A 13,783-nucleotide genomic window follows, 5' to 3' on the forward strand; every position below is an offset into this window, starting at 1 on the left:
TCGATAATTGCGCCGCATTGTAAGGTTTTTTACCGTGAAAGTAAAAATGAGCCTAATCCATTTATGTTGATATGAAAAAAGGCGTCTGACGACGCCTTTAGATTCAAAACAATGTAGGGAAATAACTGTTTGTATAACTTAGTTATCTTGTTATTAAGCTGGCTTTTCTGTCGCCTTTAAGTTGTCATCAGCGCTAGATTCATCCGCTTTTACAGCCTCTGCCTCCGCTTCAACTTTTTCTTCTTCAGTCTTAACTTCTTCAGTTGGCGGTTCGATAACGTCTTCTGCTTCAGCAACCACTTCTAGTTCAGGCTTAGCAGTCTCTGCTGGCATTAAGCACTCAGCAGGCGTGAAAACAGGATTGTCGTTCGCGAACGTTGCTAACTGTGAACGCAGGTTTTCAATCCCCATCTTGTTCATGTAAGTGAAAGGACCGCCTAAGAATGGTGGGAAACCAATACCAAAGATTGCGCCGATATCACCATCGCGCTCGTTCGCAATAATGCCTTCATCTAAACAGCGTGCTGCTTCATTTAGCATTAAAGACACACAGCGATCTGCGATTTCTTTCTTATTCAAGCGTGGGCTTGGTGTTACACCAAGTAACTCGTATACAGACTCATCGACTTTCTTGCCTTTTTTGTCGTACTTGTAGAAACCACGACCTGTCTTACGACCTAAACGTTTGCTATCGATTAAACGGTTAAACGCATCGGGGGCTTTGAAGCGATCGCCCAGCTCTTTTTCAAGAATTGGTGCGATCTTAGAGCCGATGTCGATACCTACTTCATCAAGTAATGCCAAAGGACCAACTGGGAAACCAAATTCAACCAGTGCGGCATCAATCTTCTCAATTGGCTCACCTGCTAGCAATAGATTTGCCGCTTCGTTAACGTAAGGCGCTAAAATACGGTTTACGTAGAAGCCTGCTTTGTCTTTTACCACGATAGGCGTTTTGCCTTGCTTACGGGCAAATTGTACCGTACGCGCAATAGTTTGCTCAGAAGTGCCTTCATGAGGAATGATCTCAACCAATGGCATTTTTTCTACCGGAGAGAAGTAATGTAAGCCAATGATGTTCTCTGGGCGCTCTGCTTTTTCAGCAATTTGCGCAATCGGCAGTGACGACGTGTTACTTGCAAAAATAGTTTCTGCTGAACAGTTTTGTTCAATTTCAGCCACCATACTTTGCTTAAGGTTTAAGTCTTCAAACACCGCTTCAATCACCATATCAACGTGCTTAAAACCTGAGTAATCAGTCGAGCCCGTAATGCGGTTCATGGTTTGCTGTACGTCGGCATGAGACATAATGCGACGCTTCTGACGCTTAGATAATATCTTATAGCTATAGTTAAGTGCATTGCTCACACCTTGCTGCGCCACATCTTTTACGCGCACTAAGGCTTTAGCTTTAACCGCACTTACATGGGCAATACCTGCACCCATTAAACCACCACCAAGTACCGCTGTACGCTGCACTTTTGCGACATCGTCTTGGTAGTCTTTTTTCATTTCAGTGGTCGCGAAGAAAATACCACGTAGTGACTTTGACACTTCAGTCATTACTAGGTCAGCAAACCCTTCTGCTTCTGTTTTGTAAGCTTTCATTGGATCAAGCTCAACAGAGGCACGCACGGCTTTAATGATGTTAATTGGTGCAGGGTAATGGCCGCCCGTTTTCTTTAACACACCTTCTTCTGCTTTTTTGAAGATGATGTTACGACCAAATGGGTTTGACTCAAGCGCCCAGCTTAACTTATCTAACTTAGGCTGAGATGGTTTTGCTTTGCCTTTTGTAGCAAACTTGGTTGCCACGTCAAGCAAAATGCTTTGTGGTACACAATCATTCACAAGGCCTGCTTTTTTAGCTTGCTTAGCACGTACTTGCTTACCTGTAAGCATCCACTCTAGCGACTTTTGAATACCCACTAGTTTTGGTAAACGTTGTGTGCCGCCACCACCTGGTAATAAACCTAGCTGTACTTCTGGTAAACCTAGTTTTGTGATGTCGCTGTCTGTACATACACGGTAATCACAGGCAAGGGCAAACTCTAGGCCGCCGCCTAATGCTGCACCATGGATTGCAGCAACCGTCGGGTATGCTTGATTTGCCATAGTGAAGAAAGCTTGCTGACACATTTCAGATAGCTCTAACGCATCGTTACGCGTTTTTGCACTATCTAGCATCTTGATATCAGCACCTGCGATAAAGTTATCTTTTTTACCACTGATGAACACCATACCTGTAATATTGTCATCACGGCCTTGCTTTAAGATTGCCGATAGATCATCAGCAAAACTTGCGCGCAAGGTATTCATTTTTTCGTCGGCAACATCAATGGTTACTACTGCAACCTTGCTATCCGTTAGCTCATAACTAAATACTGACATTATGCACTCTCCAATACGAAGGCCGCACCTAGACCACCTGCAGCACATGCAGTTGTCAGTGCTAACCCGCCACCACGGCGTTTTAATTCATTTAAGCTCTGTGTGATAAGACGTGCGCCAGTCGCAGCAAATGGGTGACCATAAGCCAGTGAACCACCGTTAACGTTAAACTTATCCATATCAATTTCACCGATCGCTTTCGAGCGACCCAGTTTTTCTTGCGCAAACTTATCACTGCCAAACATTTTCATGTTCGCAAGTGCTTGCGCAGCAAATGCTTCGTGCATTTCAATTAAATCTAAATCTTGTAAGCTGATCCCCGCTCTGTCTAACGCGATAGGCGTTGAGTGCGCTGGACCCATTAGCATATCTTCGTGTACGCCAATTGCCGAGAAACCAAAACTACGTACATAACCAAGGATCTCATAACCAAGCGCCTTGGCTTTGCTTTCACTCATCATCAGTACTGCTGCTGCGCCATCTGTTAACGGTGTTGCGTTTGCGGCAGTTACAGAGCCGTGTTGTCTATCAAACACAGGACGAGGCTTTGCATAACCTTCGATGGTTGAGTTATGACGAATGTTGTTATCTTGTTCGATGAAAGACTTATAAGGTGGTACATGTGCCGCCATCACTTCATCTGCAAGTAGGCCATCATTCCATGCTTTACTCGCTAATGAGTGTGAACGGTGTGCCAATGCGTCTTGATCCGCGCGGCTAATACCATGCGTTTTAGCCATCTGCTCAGCCGTTTGGCCCATTGATAAACCAGTTGAATACTCAGCCACCGCTGGCGGTACAGGTAATAAATCTTTAAGGCGAAGTTTGCTGAAAATTTTAAGGCGCTGGCCTAATGTACGCGCTTTGTTTAAATCAACTAAGCTGCCAGCTAGCTTTTTGCTTACACCAATTGGTAATACTGAAGATGAGTCTGCACCACCTGCAATACCAACATGGGCGTTACCCGCCACAATAGACTCAGCGACGTTGGCAATGGCTTGGAAGCTGGTCGCACACGCTCTAGATACTGAATAGGCATCTACCGATACTGGCATGCCTGTACCTAATACGATTTCACGCGCGATGTTTGGCGCTTCAGGCATTTGTACTACTTGACCAAATACCAGTTGGTCAATTTCATTTTTATCAAAGTTAAGACGCTCAAGCATCTCATTAACGACAAGTTTGCCTAAGTCTAGCGCTGGAACATGGTGGAATGCTGTTGCCTGCTTGGCAAATGGGGTACGAAGACCGCTGACAATCGCGATTCTATCGCCTTTTCTTGTTTTTAGTATGTTTTGTTCAGACATTGAATTTGCTCTCCCGCTGACAGGTCTGACCTGTTGAATTTACATCGATTCTAAACAACCAACAAAAATATGCCAATAAAAATTTTAATTCGGCTATAAATTGAGCACCAAACTCAACCCTAGATGTTTTTTTAACCAGACGCAAAATATCTTTACAAAACAAGGGAACTATTTGATGTAGTGCAGTCTAATCAATATCGTAATCTTCCTTTAAATTTCGTGTTTATTGATAGCAAACACTTGAGAAGTAACGATAGAATCCTTATAAATTAAGCAAAAAATTTTGTCAGCAAAGGACAAACCATGGCAGTAAATGAATTCTCAGCTCTGAAAAAATATTTAGATACGCAGATTATTGGTCAACCAGAACTGACCCAAGCGCTACTTATTGCGATGCTTGCAGACGGCCACCTATTGGTTGAAGGCCCGCCGGGACTTGCAAAAACCCGTGCTGTTAACGCCCTCGCTAAAGGTATAGAAGGCACCTTCCAACGTGTGCAATTTACCCCAGACTTATTACCAGCGGATGTCACTGGTACTGATATTTATCGTCAGCAAACCAACGAATTCGTTTTCGAAAGTGGTCCACTGTTTCACAACCTGATCTTGGCCGACGAAATTAACCGTGCACCAGCCAAAGTGCAATCAGCGCTGTTAGAAGCTATGGCTGAACGACAAGTGACGGTTGGTAAGAACACTTATCCGCTGTCAGATCTGTTCATGGTTATGGCAACGCAAAACCCGCTGGAACAAGAAGGGACATATCCACTGCCGGAAGCACAATTAGACCGCTTCTTATTGCATTTAAACATCGACTACCCGGGCGCTGAAAACGAACTTGCCATCCTTCGTTTAACCCGAGGCGAAGCCCTAGAAGAGCATCAAGCTGATTTCACCGCCATTAGTCAAAACACCTTATTTGAAGCACGTAAGAAAGTGTTATCGATGCATCTTGCTGAGCCGCTAGAGCAGTATCTTGTTCAACTGATCATAGCAACTCGTGAAGCTGCAAAACTTGATGAGCAACTGGGTCGTTGGATTGAGTTTGGCGCCAGCCCGCGTGCCACTATCGCCCTTGATAAATGTGCCCGCGCACACGCATGGTTACATGAACGTGATTTTGTGACGCCAGATGATATTCAAGCAGTACTGCATAATGTATTGCGTCACCGCATTATTTTAAGTTACGAAGCGCAGGCTGATGGTATCAGTAAAGATCAAGTGATCAGCCGTATTCTTGAACTAGTCCCAGTGCCATAATGATGCAACAAGCCGTATTCGATACCGCACAGTGGTTAACTCAGTGCCACAGTAATGGCGCCGAGCTCGACTTAAAAGAATTGCTTTACTACAAATCAAAAGCACATCTTTTGTCGTTAAAACCTAAAAAGCGCATTCAAAGCAGCCAAGCAGGCCAATACCTTGCGCCACATAAAGGCCGCGGGATGGAGTTTGCTGAAGTTCGCCAATATCAATATGGTGACGACATTCGTGCCATCGACTGGCGTGTCACAGCCCGTACAGGCATCACTCACACTAAGCTCTATCAAGAAGAAAAAGAGCGACCAGTGTTTGTGTTTACCGATTTATCAAACAGTATGTTGTTTGGCTCGCAGCTGTTACTGAAATCTGTGCAAGCCGCACATTTAAGTGCGCTTGTGGCTTGGTCAGCATGTCAACGTGGTGACCGTTTAGGCGGTATTGTATTTAGTGAATACGCCCATCATGAATTAAAACCCACAGCGCGCGATAAAGGCGTGCTGTCATTAAGTCATCAATTGGTCGACATTCACAAACAAGCCTTTTCTAATCGTGAACAAAACGCTGAGAATCGGTTTTCCGATAACTTAAAACGCCTAACGCACTTAGCCAAACCGGGTAGTTTAATTTATCTCATCTCTGACTTTAATCACCTGCAAGAGGCCGATTTCAAACAGCTTGAACGTCTGGCGCGCCACTGTGAACTGATTGGTTGTCAGATAAGTGATCCGTTCGAACATCAGTTGCCTGCCTACCAAGATGCCATCAAGGTCGATGCCGAAGGCCAATCTTGGACGCTGCCACTGATGAATAAACAATTTAGAGACAAGTTTGCCGAGCAAACTGCGCAAGTGTTTAACCAACGCTTTCAACGATTACAACGCACGGGCATGAGCATGTTGAACTTTTCGGCAGCCCATCCTATTGAACAGCAAGTAGTGAGACTTTAACCGATGCAAGCTTCACCACTCGACGCACTTCATGATGTTTTACCGCCAGAGCAGGTGGCTTGGTGGCCATTGTCGCTGCCAACTTGGGCAGTGATAATCACTTCACTTATTTTGCTTATCACACTTGGCATGTGGCTTTATAAGCGCCAGCAATTTTTAAAAGCCAAAAAAGCCGCCATCGAGCTGGCTAAGCAACAAAGTGATGATGCGCAGCAACTGCATATAATCTTAAAACGCCTCGTAAAACATTATTACGGTTCGCCTTTGACTTCATTGCCTACTAAAAAATGGCAAAGCATTTTAAATAAACTCAGTGGTGAAGATATTTCTGAGCAGGCTTTACACAGCTTATATGGCCCAAACAACAACCCTGAATTAGCCAAGCAACTCTTTAACGCCATCAAAAATCTAAAACTCAAGGAGGCCATTGATGTTTGAATTTAGCTGGCCTTGGGCGTTTTTACTGTTACCCCTGCCTTGGATTTTAAGGCGTTTTACCGTCAGTACAGAGCAAGCCAAACAAAGGTTGCGTATGCCTGTGTTTGCCCAGTTTTCTAAACTGGCGCCTAGCCTCAAAGAGTCAAAGCAAAAAACCAACTGGTTCGAAGCCCTAGTTTGGTTATGTTTGGTCATTGCTGCGGCTAACCCACAATACTTAGACGACCCAGTTACTTTACCTAATGAAGGTCGCGATATCATGCTGGCCGTGGATTTATCGGGTTCGATGACAGAGCAAGATATGGAGTACCAAGGTCGTTATGTTGATAGGCTATCAGTGGTGAAAGCGGTTTTAGGTGACTTTATCGAGCAGCGTCAGGGCGATCGCCTGGGTCTTATTTTATTCGCCGATACCGCCTTTTTACAAACGCCCCTCACCCGTGACTTAGATACGGTGAGTCAAATGCTCAGCGAATCACAAATAGGCCTAGTGGGCCGTGCCACTGCAATTGGTGATGCTTTGGGTCTAGCCGTAAAACGTTTTAGCCAAAAGCAAGACAGTAGCCGTATTCTCATATTGCTGACCGATGGTCGAAATACCGCGGGTAACCTTGAGCCCGATGAAGCGCTTATTTTGGCGCGTGAAGAAGGCATTAAGGTTTACACCGTTGGCGTTGGCTCAGATGGCCGTGGCGGCTTTAGCCTATTTGGCATGGGCGGGATCGGCGGTAGCAGCATTGATGAGACCATGTTAAATAAGATTGCCACCGAGACTGGTGGCTTGTACTTCAGAGCAAAAGATGTCGCTGGCCTTCAACAAATCTATCAAGAGCTAGATAAACTAGAGCCTATCAGCGACGAAAACGAAACTTTCAGACCGCAAATCGCCTTGTTCTTTTGGCCTCTAGCAGCGGCGCTGGCATTACTGATGCTTAATCAACTGTACGTTAATCTTGCCCGACTGTTTTCACGTTCTAGTAAGGAGGCTTAATGATGGAATTTGAATTTTTAAGACCCCTACTGCTACTTTTGATTATTCCTTGGGCCATTTTAACTACGGTACAAGTGCTAAATAAAAGCCGTAGTAATAAATCAGGATTAATTGCGCCGCACCTAGCCCATGCGATGCTAAGCGAAGGTAAAGCAAGCAAACAAGCAAACCCATGGCTGCTGGCGCTATTTACTTTGCTATGCATTATTTTTATTGCAGGCCCCAGCTTTGAAAAACAAGAGGTGCCGGTATTTAAGTCAAAACAAGCGCGTGTGGTTGTGATGGACATGTCGTATTCGATGTTCTCCACTGACATTAAACCAGACCGACTCACCCAAGCGCGTTTTAAAGCACTCGATATGGTCGAGCTATTTAAAGAAGGCGAAACTGCTTTAGTCGCCTACGCGGGTGATGCGTTTACCGTGTCTCCACTTACTTCTGACGCCAGTACATTAAGTAATTTAATTCCAAGTCTTAGCCCAGAGATCATGCCTAGCAAAGGCTCAAATGTGTATGCAGGTATCGACCAAGCTATGCAACTCTTGTCTCAAGCAGGGTACATACAAGGCGAGATTATTTTAATTACTGATGGGCTTGAACAGAGTGATGTCGATGAAGTTCGAGAAGCTATGCAAAGCAGTAAGTTTACATTAAGCATCTATGCCATCGGCACCGCGCAAGGTGCGCCGATTGCCTTACCTGAAGGCGGATTTATGAAAGGTCGCAGCGGTGAAATAGTCATTCCGAGGTTGAATGTGGCGCCCCTTAGAAACCTTGCTGCCATCAGTGGTGGTCAATTTTCAGCATACACACCCGGCGCTGAAGATATTCAGGTATTTGCGCCAACGGCGAGCTCCAACGAAGCAGATCAAAACGATGAAGAAAACAAAATACTTTGGCGCATTGATGCAGGTAAATATGGCTTAATTTTATTGATCCCATTGGCATTATTACTCCTGCGTAAATCAGCCTTGGTATTATGTGCAATGTTCTTTATGCTGCCTCTTTCTCAACCTGTTTATGCAGCAGATTGGCAGTCATGGTTTAAAAATACCGACCAAAATGCCTTATCAGCATATCAATCTAAAGAGTTTGAAAAAGCGGCTGTCGCTGATAACCATGATTTAAAAGGCGCTGCACTTTATAAACAAGGCAAGTATGAGCAAGCCGCCGCCGTATTAAAGAACAGCCCTTCGGCCATTGGTCAGTACAATTATGGTAATGCCCTTGCCCAACTTGGCAAACTGGATGAAGCCATTGCCGCTTATGAGCAAGCGCTAAAGCAGAATCCTGATTTTGACCAAGCTAAAGAAAACAAAGACCTGCTAGAGCAAATGAAGCAACAACAAGAGCAGCAACAACAAAATCAATCTCAAGATGGAGAGAGTGATCAAGAGCAGCAATCAGGCGATCAATCAGATCAACAAGGTCAATCAAACAAGTCTGAGCAAGGTCAACAAGACCAGCAGCAAGGTGAATCTGGCGAGCAATCTGACCAGCAACAAGGCGAACAATCAGAGCAAGATGCCGAACAACAAAACTCGGGCCAGCAAAACTCTGATCAGCAAAACAAGCCTGATATGCAAGCCGACGCACAACAGCAGCAAGATCAAACCGAGCAAAAAGACGGTGAGCAATCTGAGCAACAAGCCCAACCTCAGCCGCAACAAGCCACTGAAAATAATGAACAACAAGGTCAGCAGCAAATGATGCAATCGGCTCAAGCTAAACCAATGACCCCTGAAGAAAAAGAAAAAGCGCAGCAGTTAAACCAGCTACTCAGGAAAGTACCTGATGACCCTGCCATTCTATTACGAAACAAAATGCGCTTAGAGGCCCAAAAAAGAGCCCAACAACGTCGCCTTGGAGGATCTAAACAATCATGGTAACCCGTTTTTATATTGCCTGTGTATTTTTTCTGTTTAGCACAGCGAGCGTCGCTTTTGACAAGTTAACCGCATCGGTCGACAGAAACCCTGTTTTAGTGGGTGAATATTTTACGCTGACTATTTCAGCCGATGGCCGTGTATCTGGTCAGCAGCCTGATACCAGTGCCTTGGCGAGACAATTTGTGATGGGCCCAATCAATACTGGCTCAAGTACACGCATCATCAATGGTCAAGCAAGTAGTGAAACCACATGGCAAATGCAGCTCATGTCGCGTAAAGCGGGTGACATTACGATCCCAGCTTTCACAGTGGCGGGCAAGAGTAGTGACCCAATCAAGCTAAAAGTGGTTGCACGCAGTAACGATGCCGATGAACAAAAAGACATCTTTATCAAAACCGAGTTAAAGCCAAGCAAGTTGTTTGTTCAACAAGCAGGCCTTTACACGGTTAAACTTTATTTAGGTAAAGACTTATTAGACGGGCAGCTGTCAGCGCCCGCTATGGAAGACGCCCAAGTCACACTTCTTGGTAAGCAAAAAGAAGACTATGAAGTGGTTGATGGCCGTCGTTATATGGTCATTAGCCGAGAGTATCTACTTCAACCTCAAAAAAGTGGTGAATATACTATCGAGCCGCCAATTTTTAATGGTCAAGTAAGAGAAAATTATCGTCGTATGTCGGTCTCGGCGATGGGCAAAGCTGAAACAATTGATGTGCAACCCGTACCTGAAACCTACAATGGTGCATGGTTACCCAGTGAGTTAGTCAATTTAAGTGAAGAGTTTCAGCCTATCTCTGATGAAGTGGTAGTTGGCACACCCATCACGCGTACTATCACCCTGACTGCATTAGGCGTGACCAAAGAGCAGTTGCCTGAAATTCGCCTGCCAGAAGTTGATGGCTTTAGAAGTTACCCTGATGAGAGCGAGCGTAACCAACTTGCACGTGATGGTCGGGTGATTTCACAACTTGTCAGCTCGTATGCGCTTGTGCCACAAACACCAGGCACTTACACCTTACCTGAAGTAAAACTGCCTTGGTTCAACACAGTGATTAACCGTGTGCAATATGCGACCTTGCCAGCTCGTACACTGACCGTTATTGCTGATCCGAATCAAACGGCTCCGGCTATACCAAACATGACAGCACCATCGCAAAATCAACAGGCAATCGAGTCAACGATTGTTGAAGTTCCCGTTGAAAAAACCTTGCTTGATTGGGGCATTTTGGTATCAGGCTATGTGCTTTGGATTTTCACTTTGATTTTTGTTTGGCTTGGTTTTATCGGTCGAAAAAAACCAGCGATTGAAACTGAAACCAATGACACACTTAAACCAAGAATGAGTTTGAGCTTGCTAACACAAGCGGCTAAAGCGAACGATAAAACGCGCTTTTATCAGTTATTAAGTGAGTTTGTTACTACTGAGCTCACTACAACCTCTTTTAGCCAGTGGCTAAAAGAGTTAGATAACGCTGAGCTAAAAGCAGAAATTGTAAACTTACAAGCAGCCCTTTATAGTGAAGGGACGGCTTCTGCAAATCTTGAGAAAATTGCTAAGCTCATATCTCAAATTGAGAAAAACCAAGCAGATCAGAAACGTAGCTCGCTACAACCTCTGTACTGAAAATTTTTATAAAAAGTGTGTAAGAAAAACTTACTTACTAAGGTCTATTGGGTATGACCAAAAAACAACAACGCTACGAAGAGTTGGTTAAGCAGTATCAGACGGAGCTTTATCGCTTTGCCTACTGGCTTAGCAAAGATCCGACCGTAGCAGAAGACTTAGTACAAGAGACGTTTTTGCGTGCGTGGCGAGCTTTAGATTCTTTACAGGATGAAAAAGCAGTCAAACCTTGGTTATTAACCATAGTACGTCGCGAAAATGCGAGACGATTTGAACGTAAACAATTCGATTATGCTGATGTCGACAACGACACTATAGTTGATAGCCAAAGCACTACGTTAGATTCAGAGATGGAACAAACGGTGATCCAAAGACAAATAAGTCAGCTCTCAATTGAATATAGAGAGCCGTTACTTTTACAAGTTGTCATGGGGTGCTCTGGTGATGAAATAGCTGAGATTTTAGAGCTGAACAAGAACACTGTAATGACGCGTCTTTATCGCGCACGTAACCAATTGAAAGAGGCATTGATGTCTCAACCACAAACCATGACGGGGGCCACAAACTGATGGATGAATTAGAATTTCGTCGTCGCGCATTTGCCGATCCCAACGATCCAGAAGTCATTGCGTTTGCACAGCAGAACCCTGAACATCAAAAGCTGCTAGATGAGCTAATGATGTTAGACGACAAAATTAACCTAGCACTTGATATACCCATACCACCAGATCTCACTGAAAAGCTGATGACGCAAACCAAAGAGGCGCCTGCAAGTAATGTGACGCAAGGCTGGTTTGGCCGTTTTAACAAACCTTTTGCGACCGCGGCATCAATCACATTAGCGGTCAGCTTATACTTCTTAAGTGTAGGCGGTTCAAATGACCTTCAAGCTGGTGAACATGCTTTGGCGCATGTTTATTATGAAGTAAAAGCGCTAGAGCGTGACAAAGAGGTTGGCCTACAAGCGGTTAATGAGAAACTTGCCATGTTAGGTGCTAAATTTGAGTCTTTACCTGGCAAAGTAACCTATGCGACTTTTTGTCATTTTAAAGGACAACGCAGTTTACACTTAATCTTTCAATCTGATCACGGTCCTATCACTGTCTTTGTTGTACCGCACTCAGGTGACATTCAAGATAAGCAATTAGGTGATTTTAATGATGCGCGTTTTGCAGGTGTGATCTCAAGTGAAGATAAAGCCAACATGATCTTGGTGGCTGACAGAAATTCACCGATCAACGACTATCAAGAGGATGTACAACAAGCGCTCCGCTGGTTATAGGCTTCATACAAAAACAAAAAAAGGCGCATGATGCGCCTTTTTACTTTTATCAAATTATAAACAGTATCTAGCAAATAAACTCGCAACTGTTGCAGCCGTTGGCTTACCATGCTGCCAATCACCGCCTTCAACACCAGAACCTGCAATGTCCATGTGCACATAAGGTAATGGTTGATCTGAGTCTAGGCCGTGCTTGTCTAAACCACCTACTAGCGCTAAGAACGCCATCGGGAATTGGTGACCACGTGCTGTAACCGCTGATGGCGCATTGTTACTTGAAAGTACATCATCGGCTAACGTGCGCGGCTGAACAAAGTCGTAATCTTCGCGACGGCTGCGATTTACTTCTGCTGCATCTGCCCATAAGTCACCTAAGTCAGCAATCTGGCGAGATACATTAGCTGCGCGAGCTGGGCCATTTTCAACGAACGCACTGTAAGGACCCACAGCTCGAGCAGCATGACCGGTTAATGTTGCCACCGTAAATAGCTCAGGGTTTACTTCATTCTTTGCAAGGTCTTTCACTTCACTCAGTAGATCACCCATTGCCAGACGGCCTTCTGCATCTGTGTTACCGATGCGAACGCGTAACCCTTCACGACATGTGATGATTTCATCTGGTACGAAACAATCAGAGCCAATTGAGTTACGAACCACTGCTAAATAAGCGATTACTTTAACGCCTTTAGGCTGGTAATCAGCTACTGCTTTCATGAAGCCAGCCACCGATGCTGCACCGCCTTTGTCACGGCTCATACCTGCCATGAAACCACCGACTTTAAGGTCTGCACCACCTGTGTCATACACTAAGCCTTTACCTACGAACAGTAAGGTTCTTTCAACGCTTCCTTCAGGCTCGTACGTCATTTTCACAACGCGTGGATGATGACGTTCAACCGCATAAGACGCACGCGCAACGGTTGCAAGCATTGGGTAGTCTTTGTCAATTGTGTCAATGTTATCGATCACTTCAACATCAACAACAGAGTCTTTTAGCAGCTCAACACAGTAATCAGCAAATTTAGGTGGTGCCATACGCTCAGGCTCAGTACCACATAAATCTCTTGCCGCATACTGGCCTGCCGCAATGGCATTTAACTGCTTAACTTGCTCTTCGCTAGCACCAGCTAAAAATACCTGCTTAACCGGCTCAATCCTCTCACCATGATATTCTCTTGCTTCAAGAGGCTGCCATAACGCTTGGCACATGCCTAAAAATGCAACTTCTAAAGCCTGCGTGTAACGTACATCATCAGCAATAGACGCAAGCTGTAACACAGGCTGAGTAACACCAGCCGCTTTTGCTTCGGTGACAGCGCTTTTGGCTGCTTCGAAGATACGACGTACGTCATCATAATCACGCGTTAATGGCCCCGTTGGTGCCACAATAAGACGTTTGCCCGGTAAGTTCTCTGCAAATAGTAATGATGCTTTTTGTTTGATGCGTGCATCAATTGCCAGTGCAGGTGCAACAATGTCATTTAGTTCTGATTGACCTAAATCTTCAACATTGCCGGTGATCACAATGACAGCATCTGCGTCAGTTGGAAGATTACCGTTAAAAGCAATCGCGAGAGGAAAAGACATAAAAAAGGCCCTTATTGTTATTCAATTAGGGCCAATTATCAGATAAATAAAGCTGTAAAG

Annotated in this window: 11 protein-coding genes; 8 read left to right on the plus strand and 3 right to left on the minus strand. The window is 44.7% G+C overall.

The window, feature by feature from the left end; all coding sequences use genetic code 11:
- Positions 1 to 153: 153 nt before the first annotated feature.
- Together fadJ and fadI are read right to left on the minus strand one after the other, a co-directional pair.
- A complete protein-coding gene (gene fadJ, locus ABMY35_RS12225; protein ID WP_349286445.1) occupies positions 154 to 2,391 on the minus strand; it encodes a fatty acid oxidation complex subunit alpha FadJ in 2,238 nt (745 codons plus the stop codon).
- A complete protein-coding gene (gene fadI / locus ABMY35_RS12230) occupies positions 2,391 to 3,701 on the minus strand; it encodes an acetyl-CoA C-acyltransferase FadI (protein WP_058030583.1) in 1,311 nt (436 codons plus the stop codon). Before fadI ends, fadJ begins: the two co-directional genes overlap by 1 nt.
- Before the next feature lie 303 nt (positions 3,702 to 4,004).
- On the opposite strand from fadI, the gene ABMY35_RS12235 reads away from it, so the two are divergent.
- From ABMY35_RS12235 to ABMY35_RS12270, 8 genes are read left to right on the plus strand one after another with little or no spacing between them, the layout of a single operon-like run.
- Positions 4,005 to 4,961: a MoxR family ATPase gene (locus ABMY35_RS12235; protein WP_130255485.1), complete on the plus strand. Its 957-nt coding sequence runs from the start codon at positions 4,005 to 4,007 to the stop codon at positions 4,959 to 4,961.
- A 2-nt stretch (positions 4,962 to 4,963) separates the two neighbouring features.
- The gene (locus ABMY35_RS12240) at positions 4,964 to 5,911 is read left to right on the plus strand and encodes a DUF58 domain-containing protein (RefSeq protein ID WP_349286472.1); all 948 of its coding nucleotides are present in this window, start codon (positions 4,964 to 4,966) and stop codon (positions 5,909 to 5,911) included.
- 3 nt (positions 5,912 to 5,914) lie between these two features.
- A complete protein-coding gene (locus ABMY35_RS12245; RefSeq protein WP_349286446.1) occupies positions 5,915 to 6,349 on the plus strand; it encodes a DUF4381 domain-containing protein in 435 nt (144 codons plus the stop codon).
- Positions 6,342 to 7,340, plus strand: a complete 999-nt coding sequence (locus tag ABMY35_RS12250; RefSeq protein WP_349286447.1) for a VWA domain-containing protein — start codon at positions 6,342 to 6,344, stop codon at positions 7,338 to 7,340. Before ABMY35_RS12245 ends, ABMY35_RS12250 begins: the two co-directional genes overlap by 8 nt.
- A 2-nt stretch (positions 7,341 to 7,342) precedes the next feature.
- A complete protein-coding gene (locus ABMY35_RS12255; protein ID WP_349286473.1) occupies positions 7,343 to 9,229 on the plus strand; it encodes a VWA domain-containing protein in 1,887 nt (628 codons plus the stop codon).
- Positions 9,223 to 10,854, plus strand: a complete 1,632-nt coding sequence (locus tag ABMY35_RS12260; protein ID WP_349286448.1) for a BatD family protein — start codon at positions 9,223 to 9,225, stop codon at positions 10,852 to 10,854. The genes ABMY35_RS12255 and ABMY35_RS12260 overlap by 7 nt, the downstream gene beginning before the upstream one ends.
- Positions 10,855 to 10,907: 53 nt before the next feature.
- Positions 10,908 to 11,423, plus strand: a complete 516-nt coding sequence (locus tag ABMY35_RS12265; protein WP_349286449.1) for a sigma-70 family RNA polymerase sigma factor — start codon at positions 10,908 to 10,910, stop codon at positions 11,421 to 11,423.
- Positions 11,423 to 12,136, plus strand: coding sequence for a DUF3379 family protein (locus ABMY35_RS12270; RefSeq protein WP_349286450.1), 714 nt, complete (start codon positions 11,423 to 11,425; stop codon positions 12,134 to 12,136). Before ABMY35_RS12265 ends, ABMY35_RS12270 begins: the two co-directional genes overlap by 1 nt.
- Before the next feature lie 54 nt (positions 12,137 to 12,190).
- Here ABMY35_RS12270 and ABMY35_RS12275 read toward each other — a convergent pair whose 3' ends face one another.
- Positions 12,191 to 13,723: a leucyl aminopeptidase family protein gene (locus tag ABMY35_RS12275; protein WP_349286451.1), complete on the minus strand. Its 1,533-nt coding sequence runs from the start codon at positions 13,721 to 13,723 to the stop codon at positions 12,191 to 12,193.
- Between the last annotated feature and the right edge of the window lie 60 nt (positions 13,724 to 13,783).

This window comes from Pseudoalteromonas sp. BZB3 (genome assembly GCF_040104455.1).
Classification (GTDB): domain Bacteria; phylum Pseudomonadota; class Gammaproteobacteria; order Enterobacterales; family Alteromonadaceae; genus Pseudoalteromonas.

What these genes read in the sequence shown, in the direction of transcription:
- fadI (WP_058030583.1), bottom strand. Translation starts at nt 3,701, where the DNA reads ATGTCTGAACAAAACATACTAAAAACAAGAAAAGGCGATAGAATCGCG.
- ABMY35_RS12245 (WP_349286446.1), top strand. Translation starts at nt 5,915, where the DNA reads ATGCAAGCTTCACCACTCGACGCACTTCATGATGTTTTACCGCCAGAG.
- fadJ (WP_349286445.1), bottom strand. Translation starts at nt 2,391, where the DNA reads ATGTCAGTATTTAGTTATGAGCTAACGGATAGCAAGGTTGCAGTAGTA.
- ABMY35_RS12260 (WP_349286448.1), top strand. Translation starts at nt 9,223, where the DNA reads ATGGTAACCCGTTTTTATATTGCCTGTGTATTTTTTCTGTTTAGCACA.
- ABMY35_RS12255 (WP_349286473.1), top strand. Translation starts at nt 7,343, where the DNA reads ATGGAATTTGAATTTTTAAGACCCCTACTGCTACTTTTGATTATTCCT.
- ABMY35_RS12240 (WP_349286472.1), top strand. Translation starts at nt 4,964, where the DNA reads ATGCAACAAGCCGTATTCGATACCGCACAGTGGTTAACTCAGTGCCAC.
- ABMY35_RS12235 (WP_130255485.1), top strand. Translation starts at nt 4,005, where the DNA reads ATGGCAGTAAATGAATTCTCAGCTCTGAAAAAATATTTAGATACGCAG.
- ABMY35_RS12270 (WP_349286450.1), top strand. Translation starts at nt 11,423, where the DNA reads ATGGATGAATTAGAATTTCGTCGTCGCGCATTTGCCGATCCCAACGAT.
- ABMY35_RS12265 (WP_349286449.1), top strand. Translation starts at nt 10,908, where the DNA reads ATGACCAAAAAACAACAACGCTACGAAGAGTTGGTTAAGCAGTATCAG.
- ABMY35_RS12275 (WP_349286451.1), bottom strand. Translation starts at nt 13,723, where the DNA reads ATGTCTTTTCCTCTCGCGATTGCTTTTAACGGTAATCTTCCAACTGAC.
- ABMY35_RS12250 (WP_349286447.1), top strand. Translation starts at nt 6,342, where the DNA reads ATGTTTGAATTTAGCTGGCCTTGGGCGTTTTTACTGTTACCCCTGCCT.